The 25074-nt window shown below is 48.0% G+C and carries 19 protein-coding genes; 12 read left to right on the forward strand and 7 right to left on the reverse strand.

Annotation, left to right across the window (positions count from 1 at the left end; genetic code table 11):
* Nucleotides 1-56 precede the first annotated feature (56 nt).
* From CRO74_RS11540 to purB, 11 genes are all read left to right on the forward strand, one after another.
* The gene (locus CRO74_RS11540; protein WP_097126222.1) at nt 57-1460 is read left to right on the forward strand and encodes an NADH-quinone oxidoreductase subunit N; all 1404 of its coding nucleotides are present in this window, start codon (nt 57-59) and stop codon (nt 1458-1460) included.
* 143 nt (nt 1461-1603) lie between these two features.
* Complete coding sequence (locus CRO74_RS11545) at nt 1604-2059, forward strand: GtrA family protein (protein WP_097126223.1); 456 nt, start codon at nt 1604-1606, stop codon at nt 2057-2059.
* Nucleotides 2060-2226: 167 nt separating this feature from the next.
* The gene (locus CRO74_RS11550) at nt 2227-2418 is read left to right on the forward strand and encodes a PG1828 family lipoprotein (protein ID WP_097126224.1); all 192 of its coding nucleotides are present in this window, start codon (nt 2227-2229) and stop codon (nt 2416-2418) included.
* Between the two features lie 66 nt (nt 2419-2484).
* The gene (locus CRO74_RS11555) at nt 2485-3093 is read left to right on the forward strand and encodes a SprT-like domain-containing protein (RefSeq protein WP_097126225.1); all 609 of its coding nucleotides are present in this window, start codon (nt 2485-2487) and stop codon (nt 3091-3093) included.
* Nucleotides 3094-3095: 2 nt separating this feature from the next.
* Nucleotides 3096-6554 carry a type IX secretion system sortase PorU gene (gene porU, locus CRO74_RS11560; protein ID WP_097126226.1) on the forward strand — a complete coding sequence of 1153 codons (3459 nt, stop codon included), beginning with the start codon at nt 3096-3098 and terminating at the stop codon, nt 6552-6554.
* A 116-nt stretch (nt 6555-6670) separates the two neighbouring features.
* Nucleotides 6671-7873 (forward strand): type IX secretion system outer membrane channel protein PorV, encoded by a 1203-nt coding sequence (gene porV / locus CRO74_RS11565; protein ID WP_097126227.1) that lies wholly within the window; start codon nt 6671-6673, stop codon nt 7871-7873.
* Between the two features lie 97 nt (nt 7874-7970).
* A complete protein-coding gene (locus CRO74_RS11570; RefSeq protein WP_097126228.1) occupies nt 7971-9251 on the forward strand; it encodes a M16 family metallopeptidase in 1281 nt (426 codons plus the stop codon).
* A 157-nt stretch (nt 9252-9408) separates the two neighbouring features.
* Nucleotides 9409-10059, forward strand: coding sequence for a glycerol-3-phosphate 1-O-acyltransferase PlsY (plsY, locus tag CRO74_RS11575; protein ID WP_097126229.1), 651 nt, complete (start codon nt 9409-9411; stop codon nt 10057-10059).
* Nucleotides 10060-10175: 116 nt separating this feature from the next.
* Nucleotides 10176-11537, forward strand: coding sequence for a dipeptidase (locus tag CRO74_RS11580; protein WP_097127075.1), 1362 nt, complete (start codon nt 10176-10178; stop codon nt 11535-11537).
* Between the two features lie 46 nt (nt 11538-11583).
* On the forward strand, nt 11584-12927 hold the full coding sequence (locus tag CRO74_RS11585) for a DUF1207 domain-containing protein (RefSeq protein WP_097126230.1): 1344 nt from the start codon (nt 11584-11586) through the stop codon (nt 12925-12927).
* A gap of 128 nt (nt 12928-13055) precedes the next feature.
* Nucleotides 13056-14396 carry an adenylosuccinate lyase gene (gene purB / locus CRO74_RS11590; RefSeq protein ID WP_097126231.1) on the forward strand — a complete coding sequence of 447 codons (1341 nt, stop codon included), beginning with the start codon at nt 13056-13058 and terminating at the stop codon, nt 14394-14396.
* Nucleotides 14397-14499: 103 nt separating this feature from the next.
* Here the strand turns inward: purB and proC are convergent, their stop codons facing one another.
* The 7 genes from proC to CRO74_RS11625 all read right to left on the reverse strand — a co-directional run bounded on the left by proC (nt 14500) and on the right by CRO74_RS11625 (nt 22737).
* A complete protein-coding gene (gene proC / locus CRO74_RS11595) occupies nt 14500-15303 on the reverse strand; it encodes a pyrroline-5-carboxylate reductase (protein ID WP_097126232.1) in 804 nt (267 codons plus the stop codon).
* A 121-nt stretch (nt 15304-15424) separates the two neighbouring features.
* A complete protein-coding gene (locus CRO74_RS11600) occupies nt 15425-16561 on the reverse strand; it encodes a TlpA disulfide reductase family protein (protein WP_097126233.1) in 1137 nt (378 codons plus the stop codon).
* Nucleotides 16562-16565: 4 nt separating this feature from the next.
* Nucleotides 16566-18047 (reverse strand): Asp-tRNA(Asn)/Glu-tRNA(Gln) amidotransferase subunit GatB, encoded by a 1482-nt coding sequence (gatB, locus tag CRO74_RS11605; RefSeq protein WP_097126234.1) that lies wholly within the window; start codon nt 18045-18047, stop codon nt 16566-16568.
* 111 nt (nt 18048-18158) lie between these two features.
* On the reverse strand, nt 18159-18995 hold the full coding sequence (locus CRO74_RS11610; RefSeq protein ID WP_097126235.1) for a phytoene/squalene synthase family protein: 837 nt from the start codon (nt 18993-18995) through the stop codon (nt 18159-18161).
* A 95-nt stretch (nt 18996-19090) separates the two neighbouring features.
* Entirely contained in the window at nt 19091-20563 is a 1473-nt protein-coding gene (locus CRO74_RS11615) for a bifunctional phytoene desaturase/3,4-desaturase (protein ID WP_097126236.1), read from the reverse strand.
* A 339-nt stretch (nt 20564-20902) separates the two neighbouring features.
* Entirely contained in the window at nt 20903-21418 is a 516-nt protein-coding gene (locus tag CRO74_RS11620; RefSeq protein ID WP_012930413.1) for an RNA polymerase sigma factor, read from the reverse strand.
* A 350-nt stretch (nt 21419-21768) separates the two neighbouring features.
* Nucleotides 21769-22737 carry a KpsF/GutQ family sugar-phosphate isomerase gene (locus CRO74_RS11625; protein ID WP_097126237.1) on the reverse strand — a complete coding sequence of 323 codons (969 nt, stop codon included), beginning with the start codon at nt 22735-22737 and terminating at the stop codon, nt 21769-21771.
* A 107-nt stretch (nt 22738-22844) separates the two neighbouring features.
* Between CRO74_RS11625 and recQ the strand changes: the two genes are divergently transcribed.
* A complete protein-coding gene (recQ, locus tag CRO74_RS11630) occupies nt 22845-25055 on the forward strand; it encodes a DNA helicase RecQ (RefSeq protein ID WP_097126238.1) in 2211 nt (736 codons plus the stop codon).
* Nucleotides 25056-25074: the final 19 nt, after the last annotated feature.

The following is a 25074-nucleotide window of genomic DNA, read 5'->3' on the forward strand; positions in this document are numbered from 1 at the left end:
GTTGTTAAAACGCCTGGCTGTGACTGATAAGCCGTAAATCATAAACCGTAAAATTTATGCTCCCCATCGTTCTCTTATCGGTTTTTGGCATAGCGCTGTTGTTTCTTGGCTTCATGAAGTCGAAGGCAATTTTGCTGCCTGCAACCTTGCTTTTTCTGCTGATCACGCTGGCCGTTAATTTCCTGGACTGGAACAAAACGTACCTGTACTTTAATGACATGCTTCGGGTTAACAACCTGGCGATGGTCTTCATCGCTATTGTGTTAGTGTCTGCTTTCCTGGTTGTGGCCTTGTCGGGTAGTTTTATCGAAAACGACGAAGCACAACCCGCCGAATATTACGGAATCATCCTGTTCTCGCTGGTTGGTGCCGTGATGATGATTGCCTTCGAGAACCTGATCATGCTGTTCGTGGGTGTTGAAATCCTATCGGTAGCCATGTACGTACTAACCGGTAGCGACAAACGAAACCTTCGATCGAATGAAGCGGCATTAAAGTATTTTCTGATGGGAGCCTTCACCACGGGTATCATGCTGTTTGGCATGGCACTTTTGTATGGTTCTACCGGCTCCTTCACTCTGGCGGGTATTGGCGGGTATGCGGCTAATCAACAAGGGCTTTCATTATTACTTTACGTTGGGTTACTGATGTTGCTCATCGGTTTATTGTTTAAAGTATCAGCCGCACCTTTCCATTTCTGGACGCCCGACGTATACGATGGCGCTCCCACTATTTTCACGGCCTTCATGTCTACCGTGGTGAAAACCGCTGGCTTTGCGGCTTTATTTCGGTTACTGTCCGTTTCGTTTGTCGGCGTATATAATTTCTGGTGGACGATTCTGGCTGTTATCACCGCCATTACGCTCATTATTGGCAACTTGACGGCCGTTTATCAAAATAGTTTCAAGCGTATGATGGCGTACTCCAGCATTTCACATGCCGGGTATTTGTTGATCGGTTTGGCTGCACTAGGTGCACAGACGAAGCAGGCTATCGTTTTTTATTCGCTCGCTTATTCGATAGCTACCATTTCTGCTTTTGGCGTGTTGCTACTGGTAGCTCAGCAAAAAGGTACGCAGACAATCTCAAAAGAGGGTGTCTCGACCGAGAGTTTCGATACCTTTAATGGTCTGGCCCGCCAGAATCCTCTGCTCGGTTTCGCCATGACGGTGTCTATGCTGTCGCTGGCTGGCATTCCGCTGACGGCTGGTTTCTGGGGCAAGTTTTACATGTTCTCAACGGCCGTTGAGCGCGGACAAATTTGGCTGCTGGTTGTTGCCGTACTGATGTCGGCAGTTGGTATTTACTACTACTTCCGGGTTATCATTGCCATGTACTTCCGCGATGGCGCTACAGAACCTATTCGCGTGGCACCTTTCTATAAATACGTATTAGTAGCTGCCACCATCTTAACATTGGGTCTGGGCGTTGCTCCCGGCCTGTTACAGGGACTATTCTGAGTTGATAAACAGCACCGTAAGGGCCATATCCTAACTTTAGATGTAGGGAAGATATTGAGTTAGTAATTTTAGAATAGCAGCTGAAATTCGTAGCCAGTTAAAACTAATTGCTTTTGTCAAGTAAAGTAGCCCGCGCGAGCCGCATGCCGAAAGCCCCAAAAAACAAGATGTTCTTCTCGTTTTTTTTGACGGCCGTCTTTGGTGCATCTGTCAATTTCTTTAGCCAAATTTTATACCGCAAGTCGTTTGACTACTCAACGAGTGTGTTTCTTGGTTACCTGACGGCTACAGTTGTAAGTTTTGTACCAACCAAACTTTTTGCCTTCTCCGCTAAGCAAACGGGAAATACGGGTCGCGAAATGGTCAAGTTTGGGATCATTGCCCTGGTTGCCTGGGTTGTTCAGGTGGGTGTGGCGGTAGCTACGCTTGAGTGGATTGCCAATCCGCTCTTTCCGAATATGAGTACGTTTTGGCGAGAGAAAGGCTCCCACGTTGTTGGAATGGGGTTTAGCTTCCTGGCTAATTATTTTGGACACAAATTGCTTACATTCCGAAGTACCGGAATGTATAATAGAATATTATCTCGCTCGTCTAAGTAGTAAAAAAAGACTCTTCAAAAGGAAAGAGCATCTTCTATTAAGCCAATTCTATATAGTACTATTTCCATAGAGATCATTGTCTTATAGCATTTAATTGTACATACTATTGGATTACTCAGGAAAAAACTATATTTGCAACCGAAAACCTAAAACAATCACTGAAGGTAATGAAAAAAGTATTCGCCTTATTATTCGTTGGTAGCATGCTGACATTTGCAGCTTGCCAGAGCAAACCAAAAACCGAAGAAACTACGACCGATTCGACCGCCGTTATGTCTACTGACACAACGACGATGACGGATTCAGCTTCGACGATGTCGGCTGATTCAGCTGCTGCTCCTGCAGACAGCGCGAAGTAATTCGTTCTTCTTCTTTACGATTTACAAAAAAGCCTTATTTTTATAAGGCTTTTTTGTTTCTATACCTTGACGGATTCTTTCAACACCTATTTCCCATCCACAGCTGCCGCTTATTGCTACCAGCTGTGGCAACAGTACAAGTTCACGTTTCGAGTGGTCAGGCCCCGGCGCACACGCCTGGGAGATTTTCGGGTGCTTCCCCATAACCAGACCCAAATTACGGTTAATGCCAACCTGAATCCCTATGCGTTTTTGATTACCTATGTTCATGAAGTGGCCCATGCTGCGGTGAACAGCCACTATAAACGACGGGTTCAGCCACACGGTAAAGCCTGGAAAACGGCTTTCCAGCGGTTGATGCAGCCAATTATGACAGATGCCGTTTTTCCGGAAACGATTCTGGAGCCTCTTCAGCAGTATATGGCAAATCCGGCCGCAACCACTTACGCTAACCCAGCCTTAATGATGGCTTTGCGCCAGTTGGATGTTATAGAAATGGCTGCTACGGGTGAGTCTAAGATACTCCTTAGCCATGTACCCGAAGGGAAATTATTCGAGTTTGCCAAAAAGACTTACCTGCGGGGTACGCTTCGCCGAACACGCGTCGTTTGTAAAGAGATGTCGTCGGGTAGGTCGTATGCCATACTGGCTCATGCGTGGGTGGAAATGAAATAATAATGAAAAAGACGGAATGGACGAGCAGACTTGCGGGATGGCCAAAACAACAGGTTTGGGCAAAACTAACCGTGATCTTCTGCGTCCATTGTTTCCTGTTCATTAGTCGATCCCAGACACTGGCCCAATCTGTTCTGAAAACAGGTACGTGGGTGAAAATAGGTGTAACCCAGTTGGGCGTGTATCGACTCAATCAATCCCAACTGGCGCAACTCAACCCCACTTTTGCCACCGCTGACCCCCGTCGGTTGCGGCTATACGGAAACGGCGGAGCCATGTTGCCCCAAGCTAACGCCAGCCCGCGCCCGACCGATTTGACCGAAAATGCCATTCAGGTGCAGGGTGAAGCAGATGGCCGGTTTGATGCAACCGACGCACTCTTGTTTTTTGGGCAAAGTCCGCACGCTATCCGCTACGATTCAACGACCCGCCGGTTTATACACCAGCTTAATGCCTATTCCGACACAACGTTCTATTTCCTGACCATTGGCGATACGCCCGGTCTGCGCATGGCTGAGCGGCCGTCGGGTAGCCTGTCGGCTATGCCAACCGTTACAACGTTTGAGGATTACCAGTTTTACGAGCAGGACTTATTGAAAGTGCCGTCCGTGCGTTCAGGCCGGGAGTGGCTGGCCGACTATTTGACCATCGACACAACAAAAACAGTATCGTTTGACGTTGCCGGACTAATAGCCAATACCCCCGTTCGGTTAACCGCTTCGGCCGTCGCCGGGGCGCCTTTGGCCACACAGTTCAGGCTTCAACTCAACGATCAGCTAGTTGGAACGATGCCCATGTCCACCATTTCGGGGTATGAATATGACTACCAGGGCGTTGCACGAACCGACACATTTCTGACCAGACTGACAACAGCCGTTAGTTCAATTCGTGTGGCGCTGACATTTCGTAAAAACGGGCAGTATTCGGCGCAGGGCTATCTTAACTTCTTAGCCTTACAAACCCGGCGCGAACTTCGACAGTATGACAAGCCAACCTGGGTCCGTCGGTTGATGGCTGGTCAATACGCGGTTCGGCAAGCAACGAACAATCTGCGCGTTTGGGATGTCACGAACCCGCTAATGCCTGTTTCGCAAGCATATATGTTGTCGGCTGCACAGGAAGCGGGCTGGCTGGGTACTGAACTCAGCGATTATTTTCTCTTTACCGATGCTCAGGTATTGTCCCCTGCATCGCTGAAAGGAATTGCCAATCAAAGTATACAAGCACAGCCGGTCCCCGATTTATTGATCGTTACCCCGGCTGCCTGGCGTGAACAGGCCGACCGGCTGGCCCAGTTCCGGCGCGATCATGATAAACTTTCTGTACTGGTTGTCACAACCCAGCAAACGTTCAATGAATTTGGCTCGGGACAGTCAGACCCGACGGCAATCCGGGATATGGTGCGGTATTTTTATCAGCAACAGCCGACGAAACTGCGCTATGTATTGCTTTTCGGCGATGCAACCTTCAATTATCGGAATATAGGCAGTTTAGTGAGTGCGGCTCAACTGGCCAATATGGTGCCCGTTTACGAAAGCCGGGAGTCATTGCACCCGGTACTTAGCTATTCGTCCGACGATTATTTCGGGTTTATGGACAGTAATGAAGGGGAGTGGACCGAGAATCAGAATGGCGATCACACGATGGAAGTAGGCGTTGGCCGAATACCGGCGAGATCGGTAGAGGAAGCCCGGACGGTGGTTGATAAGTTGATTCGGTACAGTTCCGATCCATCGCTCACCGGCGACTGGCAATCCCGCCTGATGCTGATAGCTGATGATGGTGATTATAATATCCATCAGCAGGATGCTGATCAGATGGCTCGAAGCGTTGAAAAAACGGCACCTGCCTACCGGCCACAGCGGGTGTTTCTGGACGATTATCCGCAGGAGAATACCAGTACTGGACAGAAGGTACCCGTGGTCAATAAATTGATTAATCAGAGCATTGCCGATGGCCAGCTTATCATCAACTATAGTGGTCATGGAGGTATTCTGGGCCTGGCCGATGAGCAAATCGTTACACTTCAGGATATACTTTCCTGGAAAAACAAACGCTTACCGCTGTTTGTGACCGCAACTTGCCAGTTCGGACGTTATGACGATCCGAGCGTGAGTTCCGGTGCGGAATTGACCCTTCTGAGCCGGACAGGCGGTGCAATCGGGCTCTTGACAACTACCCGGCCTGTATATGCCAATACCAATCTGTTGCTCAATCAGGCCTTCTATGATGCTGTTTTTAAGCCCGTTGTTGGTCAGATGCCTCGTTTGGGCGATGTTATGCGAAGCACGAAGAATAACAGCTTGAGCGGCCCGGTTAATCGAAACTTCGCACTCCTGGGCGACCCATCTCTGCAATTAGCCTATCCAACGGCCCAGGCTGTGCTGACGCAGGTAAATAGTAAGCCGGTAGCCGCCGACCGGGCAGATACGCTAAGGGCTTTGCAAACGGTACAACTGTCGGGCGAAATCCGGCAGCAGGCGCAACGGCTATCAAGCTTTTCGGGATTACTCCGGCTGGCTCTGTATGACAAAGCCGTTAGACGAACTACGTTAGGCTCCGAAGCTGGTAGTCCAAAGATGACCTATCAGGTGTTTGCTAATCCAATTTTTACGGGGCAGGTACCCATTCTGCAGGGAAAATTCACCGTGAATTTTACCATGCCTAAAGATATTGACTATACGGTTGGAGTCGGAAAACTCTATTTATACGCCATACAGGCGGATAGTACAATGGATGCGTTGGGCAGTTACGACAATTTACTGGTAGGAGGGAGTATTAGCCCAGACAGTATTGATAGTCAGCCGCCCACGGTGATACTATCTGTTGTTGGAGCAACCAAAGAAGGAGAACGAGTACGAGTAGCAGGCCCTGACGTATCCCTGCGAATCGGACTAGCTGACAACAAAGGGATTAACATTGCCCGAACAGGCTTGGGTCACGAACTTACGGTCCAACTAAACGACCAGCCAGTAGTTATTTTGAACGAAAACTACATTGCCAATGGGGCAGACGGACGCCAGGGTGATGTGCTGTATACCTTCCGTGATGTTGCCCCCGGAACGTACGCAATTCGGGTCAAAGCCTGGGACATTAACAATAATTCAGCGGAGGGCGCGTTGACCTTAATAGTTTCGGAGCGGCCAGGGTTGGAAGTGCGGTCACTACGGGCAAGTCCAAACCCAGTTAGTATCCAGACAACATTCGTAGCCGAGTTAAATCGATCAGGTGAGCCGTTAGACTGGACTTCGACCGTATACAACCTGAATGGACAGTTACTCAATCAACAGTCAGGGCAGTGTACTGATTGTTCCGCTGCGCTGGATGTTGGCGTCTGGACAGGTACCAGCCAGTCGGGGCAACCACTACCAAATGGTATGTATTTTGTTCAGTTTCAGGTTCGTTCTGCAACAGATGGCTCAGAGGCTATAAAAACAAGCCGTATACTATTAACTAAATGATTTCGCATACTTAACAGCATCTCGCTTTTTGTAATCCAACCTTTCATTGTAATTTTGACCGCACAGGACTGCTATTATACTATCATCAGTTACTGTCGTTGACCAACTCTCATTATATGAAGCGCAATTTTTTCCGTGTTCTTCTCGGCGCATGTAGTTTTCTTTCGTTTGTCGTCTCTGCTCAATCTCAAATAACGACGCTCAACGGCGCGCAGCAAAATATCCCCACCTCATCGGTTCCCTTTTTGAATTTCACTCCAGATGCTCGTTCCGGTGCGTTGGGTGAAGCAGGTGTAGCGTTGGGAGAGGCCGATGCGAATGCTATTTTCTGGAATCCCTCAAAACTGGTATTTGCCAAGCAGGACAAAGGAGCCTCTATTTCCTACACACCCTGGTTGCGCAACCTGATTGGTGACATGTATTATACCTATCTGAGTGGATACTCGAAAGTGGGTAAGAACTCAGTTGTAGGGGGCTCACTCATGTATTTCGACTTGGGGACGGTTGATTTCACAACCGCTAATGGCGTGGCCGCCGGGTCATTCAACTCCCGTGAGTATGCGGTAACCGCCACCTTTGCCCAGCGACTTTCGCAAAATTTTTCGCTGGCTGTTGATCTTAAATACCTAAGCTCTAATCTGGCAGCAGGTAGTACCAATGCCGGGTTGAAGCCAGGCTCAACCGCTGCGGCAGACATTAGCGCTTATTATCAGAACGAGTTTCGCGACAATGCAACGGGCAAGGGAATTGGCTGGGCCTTTGGCGGTATGATTTCCAACCTCGGTGGCCGGATCAATTACGGAGGAACCCAGAGTTACTTTATTCCGACCAACCTGCGTTTGGGTACCCGCTTTACCTTGTTCTCTGACCAGTACAACAAGTTTAACTTTGTGCTGGATGCTAATAAGCTCATGGTTCCAACGCCCGATATCCGAACGATTAATGGCGTACAAACAAACGTTAATGCCAATAAAAACTACTTCAGTTCGGTCTTTGGCTCGTTTGCCGATGCACCCGGTGGTTTTGGCGAAGAGCTGAAAGAAATTACTATTTCGACGGGTATCGAGTATTGGTACAACGACCAGTTTGCAGCTCGGGTAGGTTATTTTAATGAGTCGAACGCAAAAGGTGGCCGTAAATACGTAACAACGGGTATTGGTTTACGACTACAGGATCGCTTCGGGGTGGATTTCTCGTACTTATTACCGGTGAAACAAGGTAGTCCGCTATCTGAAACTTTCCGTATTTCGCTTTTACTGAACTTTAACAAAGGCAACCGAATCGGCGATGACGAAGCCCTTTCGGACGATTCGCAATAGCTGTTATTTTAAAGAGCGAAAGAATGAACGAGTGAAAGAGCGCTGATTATCGCTCTTTCACTCGTTCATTCTTTCGCTCTTTCTTGCATTTACACACATGACGCTCGATAGAACACAATCACCCGGATTTCAGGCCATACAGGAAATACGCCTGCCAGCAGTACAGTCTCATCGACTGGATAATGGAATTCCTCTACACCTGATTTCGGTTGCTCAACAGCCGGTTTTGCGGCTGGAGTGCGTATTTAATGCAGGGACCTGGTACGAACAGGTGCCGGGTAGCGCATTTTTCGCTATGAAGATGCTTTCTGAAGGTACACCCACGCGCACATCAGCCCAGATCAGTGAATACATTGACCGATATGGCGCCTTCCTGGAGCTTAATAGTGGCCCCGACCGGGCCAGTGTTGTTATTTACTGCCTCACCAAGTTTTTGCCCGATGTGTTACCTGTTCTTCGGGAAATGCTCACCGAAGCAACCTTTCCGCAGAAAGAACTGGACGACCTTCGAAATATCACGCTCCAGAACCTCCGGGTCAACTACGAGAAGAACGCTTATCTCGCTGGGGTTCTGTTTCGGGAAAAATTATTTGGAGCCTACCATCCTTATGGACGCAGCCAAAAGCCGGAGAATGTTGAAAAGCTTACCCGGCAGGATGTGGTTGAATTCTTTAGTCGGGTTATCAATGAGCGCCCGTTTCAGATAGTGCTGGCCGGTCAGGCTTCCGAAAACGAGGTGTTGTCGATTAACCGCGAACTGGGTCAGCTACCGCTTCGTACCGATGTCAGGCCGGCTTTTGACGGAAATATACATGTCGACGATGGGGTGCCCGTACTAGCTGATAAGCCTGACAGTGTTCAGTCATCGATCCGGGTGGGTCGACGGTTGTTTACCCGATCACATCCTGATTTTTTTAAGATGCTCGTTACTAATGAGATCTTAGGTGGTTATTTTGGCTCCCGGCTCATGAAAAATATTCGGGAAGAGAAAGGCTTTACCTACGGAATCTCATCAAATATGCCTTCCTTCCGGCAGGACGGGTATTTCCTGATTGGAACGGATGTCAATAAAGAAAATACCCAGCAAACCCTGGACGAGATTAGAAAAGAAATAAGCACGTTGCAAACTGAACTGGTTTCGATGGATGAGCTGGAAACGGTGCAGAATTATATGGCTGGTGAATTTGTGGGTTCGCTAAATACGCCCTTCGAAATCGCTGACCGATACAAGGTTATTTTACTCGATGGAATGCCCATCGATTTTCTGACAACCTACATCCATAACATCAGACAGGTTACCCCGTCCGATGTTATGGAGACAGCTAGTCGATACCTCGCTCCCGACGATTTACAGGAAGTAGTCGTAGGAGGCAAATAGGACCATTCAAAAGGTTAATTAGTAGTGCAGTTGTTTCATAGGTTACAATGGTTGATCGTTTAGTAACAATACCTTAATTTTGGGGTTACACCCTTTAATGGAGAAATGATTAATAAAGTTGATCATTTCTTTTCTCTTTAATAACTCATTTCTGTTGATGAATATCCTTCTCATTAGCATTACAGTAGTCGTAGCTTACCTATTAGGCTCAATTCCATCGGCTGTTTGGTACGGTCAGGGCTTTTTTGGTCTTGACATTCGGCAGTACGGCAGTGGAAATGCCGGGGCAACCAATACATTTCGGGTATTGGGCAAACGCGCTGGTACGATCGTTATGCTGGTCGATGTCCTTAAAGGGTATACGGCGGCTATCCTCTCCACCTTACTCTGGTATGCCGATGTTATTACGGAGAATGAAATCATGACCTTCAAAATCGTATTTGGTCTGGTGGCCGTCACGGGTCATTTATACCCAATCTTCGCTGGCTTTAAAGGTGGTAAAGGTGTCGCAACCTTACTCGGTCTGGTACTGGCAACGCATCCCGAGATGGCGGCCGTCTGCATCGGTATCTTTTTGTTGGTCGTTATTGCTTCCCAATACGTCTCGCTGGGATCAATTCTGGCAGCATTGGCTTTCCCGGTCTTGCTGTTACTGCAAATTTTTGGCGAAAAGGAAAGTCCATTGTTAATCGTCTTTGGCTTTGTGGTGTTTCTGCTTGTTGTGCTGACGCACCAGAAAAATATCGCACGATTGATTCGGGGTCAGGAAAACCGAACCGTCCTGATTCGTTTGCGAAAAAAAAGATAAAACCGAAGGAAGAGGTAAAACCAAAGCCCGACGCTTAAACAAATCAACGCCCTGCCGTTGCGCAAAAAGTGCGTAACTTCGGGGCGTTGATTTTAATGGTACAAGGCTATTCGATAATGACTACTTACCTGGAAACAAACAAGCAGCGGTTTTTAGATGAGCTGCTGGAGTTATTGCGCATTCCATCGGTTTCGGCCGATTCAAACTTCAAAGGCGATGTTCGTCGTGCCGCCGAGTTTGTAAAAGATAAACTGGAAGCGGCTGGTCTGGACAACGCCCAGCTTTTTGAGACACCGGGTCATCCGATTGTCTACGCCGAAAAACTCGTTGATCCAGCCAAGCCAACAGTGCTGGTCTATGGTCATTACGACGTGCAACCTGCCGACCCATACGAGTTATGGCATACTCCCCCGTTTGAGCCGACCATCCGTAACGAGCGGATTTATGCCCGTGGTGCCTGTGACGACAAAGGCCAGTTTTACATGCACATCAAAGCCATTGAAGCCATGGTGGCCACGGATGGTTTGCCGTGTAATGTGAAAGTGATGATTGAAGGAGAAGAGGAAGTGGGCTCTGACCACTTGGGAATCTTCGTTGCTGAGCATAAAGAGATGCTGAAGGCCGATGTAATTCTAGTCTCCGATACCAGCATTATTTCCAACGAAACCCCGTCTCTGGAAACAGGATTACGTGGCTTATCGTACGTGGAAGTACACGTAACGGGCGCTAACCGCGATTTGCATTCGGGTGTATATGGAGGAGGTGTCGCTAACCCGATCAATGTATTGTGCGAGATGATTGCCTCCCTGCACGACGAAAAAGGGCAGATTACCATTCCGGGTTTTTACACGAATGTAGCCGATTTGAGTGATGAAGAACGGGCTGAGCTTGCCAAGGCTCCTTTCGACCTGGACGAGTACAAGCGCGATTTGGGCATCAATGATGTGATGGGCGAGGCTGGTTATTCGACAAACGAACGGACATCCATTCGGCCAACGCTCGATGTGAACGGGATCTGGGGCGGATACACCGGCGAAGGTGCCAAAACGGTATTGCCCTCCAAAGCATCGGCAAAGATCAGCATGCGCCTGGTGCCGAACCAGACACCGGATGAAATCACCGAACTGTTCACCAATCACTTCCTGTCCATTGCTCCTCCCGGCGTTACCGTAACCGTAGAGCCGCACCATGGCGGTATGCCATACGTGACACCTGTTGATTCCGTTGAGTTTGAAGCCGCCAGCAAAGCTTTTGAAGACGCCTGGGGTAAGAAACCCATACCAACCAGAGGGGGCGGCAGCATTCCCATTATGGCTCTTTTTGAACAGGAACTAGGGATTAAGTCTATTCTGATGGGCTTTGGGCTGGATAGCGATGCGTTGCACTCACCCAACGAAAGTTACGGGTTGTTTAACTTTTACAAGGGAATTGAAACGATCCCGTATTTCTACAAACATTACGCTGCCCTTAAACAGTAATAAGGTTTCCAGCAACTTGTTTCTTTATTATCCCGGCCTTTAGTTTATGAAAAAAACACTGTCGGTTCTTGTACTGACTTTATACGTAGGAACAATAGCTTTCGCGCAAACGCCTGCCACGCCCCCGGCCCGCGTCTTAACGCCTGCTGAACAGCGACAAAAGGAGAAAATAGACAGGGAGGTCCAGCGCGAGCGTCAGATAAGAGCCGAGTGGGCGCAGAAACAGCGTGAGTACGAAGCAAAACAGGCTGAGAAAGAACGCCAGCGACAGGCCAAAAAAGCGGGCAAGACGCTTGAGCCTATTCAACCGCCTGCGCCTAAGCCCGTAACCGCACCGGCTGTGACGACTCCGACTGTCGATCGACCAGCTGCTTCTACTCCATCCGTTGTGGAGCCGACGAAAAAAGAGAAACGGGAAAAACGCAAAAAGGAAACAGTTGCCGAGCCTGCACCCGTAACGCAGCCCGTAGCCGAGCCCACGCCCACAACACCCGTCCCTGAGCCGGTGAAAGCACCCCGCGCCGAACGTGTAAAGCGGGAGCGGAAGCCACGACCGGTGGACTCGACGGCTGTAGCAGCAACGGGTCGGGAGGAGTCCGTCAGTCGGCCAACGCAGGAATTTCTTCCCAAAGGGCACTTGTTCGATCCTATTTTACTGGACCCGCTCGAAGCGCAAACGTACGGAAGTATTCTGCCGCTTTACTGGACTGAAGGTCAGAAATACAAGGGTAGTATTGTGCCATTCGCCTTTGGATTTGCCAAGCCATTCTACCGCCGAAGTACCAACGCCAGCCATGCCGAAGAATGGGTGCTGGATCTGGCATCCTTCACGCAGTTTGAGGCTTTTCATGACGACGTGACCGATAAAGCCCTTCGCCGGATTATAAATACGGATTACAAAATCAGTATTATCTATAACGTTCGTCGGGGGGAGCACAACTACCGTTTCCGGGTTTATCACCTGTCGTCCCACCTGGGTGATGATTACATCTATCGGAACAAAATAACGGCTCCATCGCCTAACTCGGTGAATTATGAATTGCTGGACGCCACCTACAGTCGGACGGTGAACAACTGGCGGGTGTATGGCGGCCTTGGCGTTGTATTACGTAAAACAGAAGAACGTAAGCCACTGAGTGCGCAACTGGGTGCGTTTTATAAAAAACCTTCGACCAAAGCCACCCGGCTGGTGGGTGGTGCCGATATTAAGTTCTGGCAACAAACCAATTTCAGACCGGGCATTCATGCCGGTATTGGCTTTGAAGTGGGGCGAACGCAAAATAACCTGACGTTTCTGCTGGAAGGCTACTCCGGTTTTCGGCCCTACAGCCAGTTTGAGCAACAGCAAACCACCTGGCTGGGTATTGGACTATACCTGAACCCGTTTTGATGTAAGACGTAGGATGCAGGATATATGATGTAAATCTCACAATGTAATTGTTAATTGTTTGTGCGATACACATCATATATCCTACATAATATATCCTACATCCTACACCCTATATCATACATAACTACATGGAATTATCTGTATTAACGGCCATTTCGCCGGTCGACGGGCGCTATCGGTCACAGGTTGACGCGCTGGCACCTTATTTCTCGGAACTTGGGCTAATCCATTACCGGGTTCGTATTGAAATCGAGTATTTCATTGCCCTCTGCGAATGGCAGGTTCCGCAATTATCCGGTGTCGATCCGTCACAGTTTCCGGCTCTTCGGGCGATCTATGAAACCTTTACGGAAAGCGATGCCCTGCGGATCAAGGAAATAGAGAAGACGACGAACCACGACGTTAAAGCGGTAGAATACTTCATAAAAGAAAAGCTGGCAGGTTCGCCGGTCGAATCGTTTCTGGAATTCGTTCACTTCGGGCTAACCTCGCAGGATATAAACAACACGGCTATTCCGTTGCTTTTGAGCGATGCACTCGATACCGAGATCGTTCCATTGTATCGGCAGGTGTTCATGCGATTGCAGGAGTTGGCCGAGGCATGGAAAGAAGTACCCATGCTGGCCCGAACGCACGGTCAACCGGCTTCGCCAACCCGTTTGGGGAAAGAACTGCTGGTATTTGTGGAGCGGATTGAAAAGCAGCTACACCTGCTGGCCGATATTCCGACGGCTGCTAAATTTGGGGGCGCAACAGGTAATTTTAACGCGCATGTCGTGGCCTATCCGGGCGAAGACTGGAAACTGTTTGGCGATAAATTTGTAGAAAGCCTGGGCATGGTTCGCAGTCAGTTCACGACCCAGATCGAGCATTACGATATGCTGGCCGCTACGCTGGACTCGTTCAAGCGGCTAAACACCATCCTGATCGACCTTGACCGCGACATCTGGACCTACGTGTCCATGAATTACTTCAAGCAAAAGCTGAAAGAAGGGGAGGTTGGTTCGTCGGCAATGCCGCACAAAGTGAATCCCATTGATTTCGAAAATTCGGAAGGGAATCTGGGTATTGCTAATGCCCTGTTCGAGCATTTGTCCGGTAAACTTCCCATCTCCCGTCTCCAGCGCGACCTGACCGATTCGACCGTTTTGCGGAGTATTGGCGTTCCGTTCGCGCATTCAGTCATTGCTCTTAAATCACTCTTGAAAGGGCTCAATAAGCTTGAACTGAATCCGGCGGCTATTGCGGCCGATCTGGAAGATAACTGGGCCGTCGTTGCAGAGGGAATTCAGACGATTCTCCGGCGCGAAGGGTATCCGAAACCCTACGAAGCCCTGAAAGCTCTGACGCGGACAAATCAGAAAATCACCGCCGACGGTATTCGTGAGTTTATTGACGAACTGAACGTGTCAGATGCTATAAAAGGAGAGTTGCGAGCTATAACGCCGTTTAGCTATACGGGCTTGTAATGCCGACCGCCGATACGTCGGACCGCCCGGTTGGGTGTGCTATTGAGTTGTATCTTCAACACACTCAACCGGGCGGTCCGACGTATCGGCGGTCGGCATTACATTACTCTTTCGATAGCTCCGTTGCCCGAACTTGGGCGGCTTTAATGCCCGCTACGAGAGTATTAGCCAGCCCACCGCTTTCAAATTCGCGCAGGGCTGCTTCGGTGGTGCCGCCTTTGGAGGCTACGGCTTTAATTAGCTCGTCCAGCGATTTATCGGCGGTGTTGATGAGGTGATAGGCTCCCAGCATCGTTTGTTTGACCAGTAAAGCCGATACAGAGTCATCAAATCCCATTTGCTTCCCGGCGTCGATCATTGCTTTTACGACGAAATAAAAATAAGCAGGACCACTACCGCTGAGCGCCGTAACGGCATCGAGCATGGACTCATCTTCCAGGAAAATAGACCGGCCCGTAGCGTTGATCAGGTTTTCGACCCGACGCAGACTGGGTAAATCCACTTCTTTGGCCGCCGTAAAACCAGTTATGCCCATGCCCAGCATGGCGGGCGTGTTAGGCATGGCCCGAACAACGAGCGGATGCCCTAATTTTTCCTGAATCTGATTGATCGGAATGCCTGCCATGATCGACAGAATAACCTGATGCGGTTGTACTACTTCCCGAAGGGCTTCGTGTACACTGTTGAAGTCCTGTGGCTTAACCGACAGGATGATCAAATCCGTTTCGCCAACGTGTGGGCCAATGGTATCAACAACAACACCGGCTTTTTCATTTTTGAGCGCTTCAGAACGGTCAGCACTTTTTTCAATAAGAAGTAGGTTCTCTTTTTTTACCAGATCGTACTGCAAAAACGATTTGGCGAACGCCATACCCATATTGCCACAACCCACGATAGCGATTTTCATTTGTCAATAATTGTATTGGTGAATGCGTCAGGGTTGATGAAGTATACGTTTGGCACTTGACCAAAACAAAAAGGTCAGGTTCGTAAACCTGACCTTACAAAACTAACGACTTGCGGTTAACTCACTGCCCACCTTTCAGAATTTCTTCCAATTTCTGTTCCAGTGCGTCGCCCCGGAGGTTCTTGGCAATAATTTTTCCTTCTTTATCAAGCAAAAACGTAGCCGGAATTGCCTGAACGCCGTATTGCTGGGCCGCTGCCGACTGCCAGAATTTCAGATCCGACACGTGGGTCCAGGTAAGGTTATCGTTCCGGATGGCTTTCGTCCAGTTGGCTTTCGCCTGGTCCAGCGAAACGCTGTAGATGGCAAAGCCTTTGTCCTTAAACTTGTTGTACATCCGGACAACATTGGGGTTTTCAGCCCGGCAAGGCCCACACCAAGATGCCCAGAAGTCGATCAGCACATATTTACCCCGTAAAGACGACAGCGGCACGGGGGTACCCGTTGTATCATTCAACGCTATTTCGGGAGCGGGTGCGCCTACCGATACGCCTTTGATCCGGGCAACCCGGCCAATGAGTGACTTGGCGTGCGGGCTGTTCGGATTTTCTTTCTCGAACCGTTGCGCCAGTGATTCATACGTGGTAAAGTCGGTGTCGATGTTAATGAAGTTCAGGGCAAACAAAGACACTAGAGAGGTTCCCATTTCGGGCAGCATAGCCTTTACTTTGTTGACAACATCCTGCTCGGCGGTTTGGTACTCCTGTTCAATCTGCGAAATGCGCTTATTGTCCTTTTTCTCGGTAGCAGCCGCCACCTGTTTGTTCCAGGTTGCTACTTTCGCTTCCATATCGGTGCGGAGCGTATTGAGCTTATTATAATACTCCATGTTTTTGGAGCCTGTAACAGTTGCCTGACCCGTCTGCCCGGTTTTAGCATCCATGCGGTAGCCATCAGCTACCACGTTCAGCGTTTCGCCCCCTTCTACCAGTAGCGCCATCTTTTGTCCGCCACCCACATTCAGAACAAATACCTCGCCCCCGTCGGCCACCTTACCGTTTATAGTAAAGGTGTTGCCGGTCGCAATTTTTGTGGAGTCCAACTTATGGGTTGGCTGCGAATTAGTTTCCAGATAGACGTAGCTGCCTGGGGTTGCTTTGTTGACTTTACCCGTTACGGTAAACGGCTTGGTAGACTGAGCACTAACCGTAAGGCTAAAGGCTACCAGACTGGCTACGTTAAACAATAGATTTTTCATGTATCTATAATATCTTGGCTAATAACTCATTTACCAGTTTTGGATCGGCCGAACCTTTCGATTTTTTCATCACCTCGCCAACAAACAGGCCCAACAGGTTTTTCTTGCCTTTTCGGTATTGCTCTACTTTGTCGGGCCAGGCAGCCAGTACCTCCTCTACCAACGTTTGGAGGGCGTCGGTATTGCGATTCTGTACTAATCCATTCGCTTTGGCAATGTCTTCCGGCGTTGAATCCGGTTGGTCAATCATCAACGTAAACACCTGCTGAGCAGCCGTTTGACTGACGACCCCTCCATCGACCAGATTGATTAAAGCCGCCAGCCGTTCTGCCGAGACCGGAAACTGCCGTTCCCGAAGCGTTTTTTCGTTGAGCTGGCCTTTTACCGGACCCATAATCCAGTTCGACACGGCCTTATAATTTGAGGTCATCATACAGACGGCTTCGTAATACTCGGCCAGTTCTTTAGCATCGGTCAACAAAGCGGCATCGTAATCGGGCAGACCATATACTGTCGTGAACTTCTGATACAATTCGGCCGGAAGTACCGGCATTTGGGCCTGGATGTCGGCTAGCCATGCATCCGAAATGACAACGGGTGTCAGGTCGGGGTCGGGAAAGTAACGGTAATCATTCATCGTTTCTTTCTCGCGCATGGCGTGGCTAAGACCAGTGGCAGCATCAAACGTGCGTGTTTCCTGTGTAATGCGTCCGCCCGATTCAGTCAATTCAACCTGCCGCAGAAATTCACTATCTACGGCCCGCATCACATTCCGAATCGAATTCAAGTTTTTTACTTCAACCTTCGTGCCGAGATGCGTTGCACCCCTGGGTCGAATGGAAACATTTACGTCGCAACGCAGCGAACCCTCCTCCATGTTGCCATCGCAGATGTCCAGATACCGAACCAACCGCCTAACTTCCGTCAGGTATTGACCCGCTTCATCGGCCGTACGAATGCAGGGATCGGTCACCATTTCAATGAGGGGCGTACCCGCCCGGTTATAGTCTAGCTGCGTGGCCCATTGATCGCCATCGTGAATAGATTTTCCGGCGTCTTCTTCGAGGTGAATGTGGTGAACCTGGATGGTTGTCTGGTAAGGTTGCCCCGTAACAGGGTCTTTCACTTTGACTAAAATACCTCCGCCAACGCAGATAGGTCCTTTATCCTGCGAAAGCTGATAACCTTTTGGCAGGTCAGGGTAAAAATAATTTTTACGGGCAAACACATTATGCCGGGTAATGGTACTGCCACAGGCTAGTCCCATCCGCACAGCGTAATCAACGGCTTTACGATTCAGTTTAGGCAACGTACCCGGATGCCCGAGTGTAATGACACTAATATTTGTGTTTGGTTCAGCGCCGAACGCGTTGGTATCAGACGCGAATATTTTGCTTTGCGTAAGCAACTGGCAGTGTACTTCCAGCCCAATAACGGCTTCGTATTGAGACAGAACCTCCGGCGAAAGGGTCGCTTCGGCTATCATTGGCAGAAATTAAAAATTTTAGACAAAGATAGGGAGAAATAAAACAGGGGCTAGCAGCTAAGTTCGTTGGAAAAGGAGTATCAGATACGTTGGGAAGCCGTACCAGAACAGTTAAAGGACGTTGAGCCGATACTTGACATAGGTTTGCGCAAGCAGGGCAAATTTTTGTGGATTAGGTACTCGAACCCGCTCCCGTTGAATGCGGGAAGCTGACAGTTGCTTGATTTTATTGAACAGGGTTTGGTAGTAGATATACGCCAGATAAACGCCCATTCTGGCCCCTCGTGGCAAATTCATAATGCCGATGTAGGCTTCATCGAAGTCTTTCTGAATATCGGCTTCAATGAGTTTCTTGGCATCGAGACCGAAGTCTTTAAAATCGACGCCGGGGAAATAGGTACGCCCCCGATCAACAAAATCACTTTTTAGATCGCGCAGGAAGTTCACTTTCTGAAAAGCGGACCCCAGTTTACAAGCCGCTCCCCGAAGGCGATCAAACTCAGCCAGGTCACCTTCGCAGAATACCCGCAGGCACATAAGGCCAACAACCTCCGCAGAACCGTAAATGTATTCTTTATAGCCTTTGGCATCATAATCCTGGTAGTATAGATCCATCTCCATACTCTTCAGAAAAGCTTCAATCAACTCGTGATCGATTTTGTACTCATTGACCACGAGTTGAAAGGATTGTAATATGGGATTCAGACTGATTCCTTCCTCAATGGCCTGATAAGTATCATGTTTAAAGCGCAGCAGGAGCGTCTTTTTGTCATAATCATGGAACGTGTCCACAATTTCATCGGCATATCGCACAAATCCATAGATGGCATAGATAGGTAAGTGGAATTTACGGTCAAGCGTTTTAATGCCTAACGTAAACGACGTACTGTACTGCTCAGTAATGAGTTTACTGCACTCCAGTGCCGTTTTATTGAACAATGCCATCATAAAAATTAAGCGTATAGTATTATTTAGGGTTAGAAAGAAAATTGGTGCATCGAAAAATGATTGACGACTTACGGAATCGTACTTTATGGAAGCAACTAATTAAACTCTTTAGCGACTTCGTCGGCCACAACCAGCCCTGATATGAGCGAAGGCGGGACGCCGGGGCCAGGTACGGTCAGTTGGCCAGTGTAAAATAAGTTATCAACGTGTTTGTTCTTTAGGGACGGCTTTAAAATTGCCGTTTGCCGTAAGGTGTTTGCCAACCCATATGCATTACCCCGAAATGCGTTGTAGTCCTGTTTAAAATCATTATGTGCGTAACTACGTTTAAAGACAACATGGCTGCGAATATCCTCACCCACATAAGCTTCGAGCCGATTCATGATCAAGTTATAATAGTGTTCACGAGTCGCATTGTCATCGGTTAAGTCCGGAGCTACGGGAATTAACAGAAACAGGTTCTCGTACCCTTCGGGGGCAACGCTGGGATCTGTTTTCGACGGGGCCGATGCATAAAACAAGGGTTTGGATGGCCAGCGTGGAGCCTCGTAGATTTCCTGTGCGTGAATTTTAAAGTCTTCGTCAAAGAATAAATTGTGGTGCAGCAACCGTGGCAGGCGCTTGTTAACACCCAGGTAGAACAGCAAGGAAGAGGGTGCCATTACGCGACTTTTCCAGTACGCATCGTCATAGTTCCGGTTTGTTTCGTCGAGAAGGCTTGTTTCAACGTGGTTATAATCGGCACCGGCAACGACCACATCGGTTTCGAAAATACCGTCTGTGGTGACTACACGCTGGGCATTCTTTTTCTCCACATCAATCTTTTGTACGGTCTGGTTCAGCAGAATCTTAACTCCTTTCTCTTCGGCCAGCCGGACCATGCCTTTTACGATTTCGTGCATGCCACCCATCGGATACCAGGTTCCCAGGGCCATCTCGGCATAGTTCATCAGGCTATACATGGCAGGGGTGTTTTCGGGCGTAGCTCCCAGAAACAGAACTGGAAACTCAACAATTTCCAGTAAACGAGGGTGGGTGAAGAACTTACGGGCGTGCGACGCAAATGACTGAAATACATCAAGTCGCGTAACATCGAACAACAGTTTCAGGCTTAGAAACTCCGTTACTGACCGGCTTGGTTTCCAGACGAACTTGTTCATGCCAACCTCGTATTTATAAGAGGCCTGCTTTAAGAACTGTTGTAGCCTCTTACCACTGCCCGGTTCGATTCCTTCAAACAAGGCTTCCAGATTATCCAGTCCGGCCGGGAGGTCTACTGATTCATCGGGTCCAAAAACAACTTTATAGGAAGGATCGAGCCTAACAAGGTTGTAATAGTCACTTGTCTTCTTGCCAAAACGGGCGAAATAGGTATCGAAAACGTCTGGCATCCAATACCAGCTTGGACCCATATCGAAAGTGAATCCTTCGGCTTCAAACACGCGTGCGCGTCCACCAGGTACAGAGTTTTTCTCAAGAATGGTAACATCGTAACCTTTATCGGCTAGACTGGTTGCAGCAGCCAGCCCGGCAAATCCGGCTCCTATAACAAGAACTCGCTTGGGCATTAGTACAAGAATGATGGTTAAAAAGTGGAAAAGTAATTGATGAAGAATTTTGTTCAAGCTAAATGGCCTAAAATTTCTACAAAATACCTGTCTGGAAAAGTATAAATGGAGTTATATAGTTCGGTTAACTGTTTTGGTTAAGTACTATTACTGTAGATATAGAAATGTATAGATAACAGAAGAAAACAGATATGTATGGTATAAGTGCTTGTTGGTGAAATCCTTAAAAACGAAAAAAAGTTGGGTAGAAACCTACCCAACTTTTCGAACCTTCCTCTTTTTAACCAAAAACTACTCAATCAATGAACCTTAGACGGTGGACTTTCGAAAAAGTCTCATCTAGGCATTAAAATAGGCGTAAACTTTTAGTTGTCCCTTTAACTCCTTACGGGCAATGTGAATTCTGTTTTTCACGGTTCCAATAGGAATGTTGAGTTTTGCCGCTATCTCGTGGTACTTGAAGCCACGAAAGTGCATCATAAATGGAGTCTTGTATGTGTCTTCCAAACCATTTACGGCACGGTTAATATCGTCTTGAGCGAAAGAAGAGTAAGCCAGATTATCGGTGCTGCTCTCAATCGAGTTAATGTAATGAAGATTATCAGTCGTATCGATGAATGTGTTCTTGCGCACCATCCGTTGGTAGTTGGTGATGAACGTATTCTTCATGATTGTATAGAGCCAAGCTTTCAAATTTGTACCGTCTGTGTATTTGTCGCGATTCGTAAATGCTTTCAATAAGGTATCTTGTAACAGGTCATTTGCATCTTCAACATCCTTAGTTAAACGAAGAGCAAATGGACGTAACGATTTAGACACTTTGCCAATATGGTTAGTAAATTCGAGAGCGGTCATGGCTGTTATAAGTTTTTCTGTTGAATCGATTGTACTAGCATTTAGACAAAAAGGCGACCAGTCTTCTACTTTCACCTTAAAAGCTGTACTCTCCTTATGGTAAGTAATTGTTAGTCAGTTCGTTGTATTAGGTTAAAATTAAGTTGCTGCGATAATATAGAGTGCTTACCAGTTGTGGAGTGTGGAATATTTCCCCCATTCTGTGGAATCAAAAGTGTGGATTTTGTTTAACAATCGGGATTTTATCTTCAACAAAACGCAAATAATCCCACCTTATTTCCCTTTGAATTGGGATAAGGTGGGATTATTTATCCAGAATACTGGAATAGGATAATGAAATATTGATAAAATTAAATAAGTCCTTCGCGCAACAGATCGTGCAGATGAATGAATCCAAGAACTTGTGTATTGTCGGCAACAACTAGCTGAGAAATATCTTTTTCCTGCATTAATTGTAGCGCCACAACGGCATATTCATCAGGACCTACGCACACAGGTTGGGTCGTCATGACGTCCTGAGCGCAAAGCTCCCAGAATGAGGTATGATCATAGGCCGTTCGGCGTATATCGCCATCGGTAACGATGCCTGCAAGGACACCATTTTGATCAACAACTGCTGTTGCCCCCAGTCTATTGGCGGAAATCATAAAGATAACCTCTCTGAGTGGGGTATCCGGTAGAACCCTAGGACAGGTGTTGTGTGGAAAAATATCAGCAACTTTCAAATACAGCCGCTTTCCCAGTGAACCACCGGGGTGGTAACGGGCAAAGTCCTGTCGTGTAAAACCACGGACTTCTAATAAACTAACTGCGAGGGCATCACCTATGGCCAACGCAACCGTCGTGCTCGTTGTGGGGGCTAAATTGAGCGGATCAGCTTCCACTTCCGCATACGCGTGAAGAACATGATCTGCATGCCTGGCCAGATACGAGTCGCGGGCACTAACCAGCGCAATCAGACGCACCCCTGTACGCTTTAATAAGGGAATTAAGACCTTAATTTCGGCCGTGTTTCCGCTCTTCGAGATCAACAAAACAACATCGTTGGTCTGGATCATACCCAGGTCACCATGGATGGCATCGGCAGCGTGCATAAACAGAGACGGAGTGCCTGTTGAATTCATTGTGGCTACTATTTTCTGCCCTACCAGTGCGCTTTTTCCAACACCGGTTACAACCAGACGGCCCGACGAATTAAGGATCGTTTCGACCGTTTCATTGAATTGCTCATCCAGTAAGTCAACAGCTTTACGGATTGCGTCAGCCTCGGCCAGCAAAACCGAACGGGCAATAGTCTTAGGATTTTTTATTACTTTCAACGTCAGTTTTGATAATAAGGAATGGTTTGCAGTGTATATTCGCTAACTTTATATAGCAAAGATACAGCAAGCGCATAGAGTAAAGTAACTTTTGTACGATTTGTAGAATGATGCAGGTTGATCAGTCGGTCCATTCAACTCTTAGAGAGCGGCTAAAGGAAATTTTCGGGTATAGCCAGTTTCGGGGCGAACAGGAAGCTATTATATATAGTATTCTGGCAGGGCGGAATACATTTGTTATTATGCCCACTGGTGCGGGTAAGTCTCTTTGCTATCAACTGCCCGCCATTGTAAGTGAGGGTACTGCCGTCGTCATTTCGCCCCTGATTGCGTTGATGAAGAATCAGGTTGACCAGTTAAACGCCTTTGGTATCAACGCGCAATTCCTGAATTCGACGCTCTCAAAAGCGGAGATGAACAAGGTAAAAAAGGATACGCTCAACGGCACTCTCAAGTTGCTTTACATTGCGCCTGAGTCATTGACGAAGGAAGAAAACTTGGATTTTCTGAAGAAAGCGAACATCTCATTTGTCGCTATTGATGAAGCCCATTGTATTTCGGAATGGGGGCACGACTTCCGCCCGGAGTATCGAAAAATCCGGGGAATAGTCGATAACATTGGCAACTTACCCGTCATTGCACTCACGGCAACCGCTACGCCTAAAGTGCAGCAGGACATTCAGAAAAACCTGCAGATGGAGGATGCCAACCTTTACAAGACATCCTTTAATCGGAAAAACTTATATTACGAGATAAGGCCGAAGGTTGATGCCAAAAAGCAACTCATCAAATACATCAAGCAGAACAAAGGCAAATCGGGAATCATTTACTGCCTGAGCCGTAAAACGGTCGAAGAAATTGCCGAACTGCTCCGGGTAAATGATGTAAAGGCATTACCCTACCATGCTGGTCTGGACCCGGTAACCCGGATGAATAACCAGGACGCCTTCCTAAACGAAGACGTGGATGTTATTTGCGCCACGATTGCCTTTGGTATGGGTATCGATAAGCCGGATGTCCGGTTCGTGATTCACTACGATGCGCCCAAATCCCTCGAAGGCTATTATCAGGAAACCGGCCGGGCGGGTCGTGATGGTCTGGAAGGTAACTGCCTGATGTTTTACAGCTTCGATGATATTGTGAAGCTTGAAAAATTCAACAAAGACAAGCCCGTTACAGAGCGCGACAACGCCAAGCACCTGCTCACCGAAATGGTTTCGTATGCCAACCTTGGGGTTTGCCGTCGGCGGCAGTTATTGGGCTACTTTGGCGAGTTCATGGATAAAGACTGCGGTTTCTGCGACAACTGTCTGAAATCGCCGGAGAAGTTTAAAGCCCAGCACGAGGTTGTCTTGGCTCTTCAGACCGTTCTTCAAACGGATCAGCGTTTCGATGTCGCTCACCTAGCCGATGTGTTAACGGCTACCAGCAATCAGTATGTGACCAGCTACGAACACGACCGGCTTGCTGTATATGGTAAAGGACTTGAATTTAATGGAGATTGTAACTTCTGGTGCTCCGTTATCAAGCAGATTACCATTTACGGCTACCTCGAAAAGGATGTTGATAACTACGGTATTCTGAAATTGACACAGCGTGGTCTGAATTATATTGAAGATCCTTACCCGGTTACGCTCACAAAAGATCATGATTATGAGCAACAGGGTGCCGATTTAAAGGAAGAAGAGGACAAAGACTCGGCACCATCGTCGGGTGGAATTGCCTATGACGAAGAACTGCTGGGCCTGTTAAAGGCGCTGCGGAAACGGCTTGCCAAAGAGAAAAACCTGCCTCCTTACGTTATTTTCCAGGAGACATCCATGGAAGAGATGGCTACCACATACCCCACCACGCGTGAGGAAATGGCCCAGATCAACGGCGTAGGTATGGGTAAGGTGCAGAAGTTTGGTAAACAGTTTATCGACCTTATCACCAAATACGTTGAAGATAATGACATTGAGACGGCTAAAGACGTAGTTATCAAGTCGACCGTCAACAAGTCGAAAGTCAAAATTTTTATTATTCAGCAGATCGACCGGAAAGTCGACTTAGATGAAATCGCGGAGTCGAAGTCACTGAGTATGGAAGACCTGATGGAAGAGATTGAACACATCTGTTACTCAGGTACTCGGCTAAACCTCGATTACTACATCAATCAGGTAATGGACAAAGACCGCCAGGAGGAGATCTACGAATACTTCATGCAGGCTGAGAGCGATAACATCGCCGTAGCCTTGCGTGAATTCGGAGGAGATGATTTCACCGAACAAGATCTGCGCCTGATGCGCATCAAGTTCCTGTCGGAAGTAGCTAACTAAATGATAAATAATAAATGAT

Origin of the sequence: Spirosoma fluviale, assembly GCF_900230225.1 — a bacterium.
Classification (GTDB): Bacteria; Bacteroidota; Bacteroidia; order Cytophagales; family Spirosomataceae; genus Spirosoma; species Spirosoma fluviale.

What these genes read in the sequence shown, in the direction of transcription:
- CRO74_RS11540 (WP_097126222.1), top strand. Translation starts at nt 57, where the DNA reads ATGCTCCCCATCGTTCTCTTATCGGTTTTTGGCATAGCGCTGTTGTTT.
- CRO74_RS11545 (WP_097126223.1), top strand. Translation starts at nt 1,604, where the DNA reads ATGCCGAAAGCCCCAAAAAACAAGATGTTCTTCTCGTTTTTTTTGACG.
- CRO74_RS11550 (WP_097126224.1), top strand. Translation starts at nt 2,227, where the DNA reads ATGAAAAAAGTATTCGCCTTATTATTCGTTGGTAGCATGCTGACATTT.
- porU (WP_097126226.1), top strand. Translation starts at nt 3,096, where the DNA reads ATGAAAAAGACGGAATGGACGAGCAGACTTGCGGGATGGCCAAAACAA.
- porV (WP_097126227.1), top strand. Translation starts at nt 6,671, where the DNA reads ATGAAGCGCAATTTTTTCCGTGTTCTTCTCGGCGCATGTAGTTTTCTT.
- CRO74_RS11570 (WP_097126228.1), top strand. Translation starts at nt 7,971, where the DNA reads ATGACGCTCGATAGAACACAATCACCCGGATTTCAGGCCATACAGGAA.
- plsY (WP_097126229.1), top strand. Translation starts at nt 9,409, where the DNA reads ATGAATATCCTTCTCATTAGCATTACAGTAGTCGTAGCTTACCTATTA.
- CRO74_RS11580 (WP_097127075.1), top strand. Translation starts at nt 10,176, where the DNA reads ATGACTACTTACCTGGAAACAAACAAGCAGCGGTTTTTAGATGAGCTG.
- CRO74_RS11585 (WP_097126230.1), top strand. Translation starts at nt 11,584, where the DNA reads ATGAAAAAAACACTGTCGGTTCTTGTACTGACTTTATACGTAGGAACA.
- purB (WP_097126231.1), top strand. Translation starts at nt 13,056, where the DNA reads ATGGAATTATCTGTATTAACGGCCATTTCGCCGGTCGACGGGCGCTAT.
- proC (WP_097126232.1), bottom strand. Translation starts at nt 15,303, where the DNA reads ATGAAAATCGCTATCGTGGGTTGTGGCAATATGGGTATGGCGTTCGCC.
- CRO74_RS11600 (WP_097126233.1), bottom strand. Translation starts at nt 16,561, where the DNA reads ATGAAAAATCTATTGTTTAACGTAGCCAGTCTGGTAGCCTTTAGCCTT.
- gatB (WP_097126234.1), bottom strand. Translation starts at nt 18,047, where the DNA reads ATGATAGCCGAAGCGACCCTTTCGCCGGAGGTTCTGTCTCAATACGAA.
- CRO74_RS11610 (WP_097126235.1), bottom strand. Translation starts at nt 18,995, where the DNA reads ATGATGGCATTGTTCAATAAAACGGCACTGGAGTGCAGTAAACTCATT.
- CRO74_RS11615 (WP_097126236.1), bottom strand. Translation starts at nt 20,563, where the DNA reads ATGCCCAAGCGAGTTCTTGTTATAGGAGCCGGATTTGCCGGGCTGGCT.
- CRO74_RS11620 (WP_012930413.1), bottom strand. Translation starts at nt 21,418, where the DNA reads ATGACCGCTCTCGAATTTACTAACCATATTGGCAAAGTGTCTAAATCG.
- recQ (WP_097126238.1), top strand. Translation starts at nt 22,845, where the DNA reads ATGATGCAGGTTGATCAGTCGGTCCATTCAACTCTTAGAGAGCGGCTA.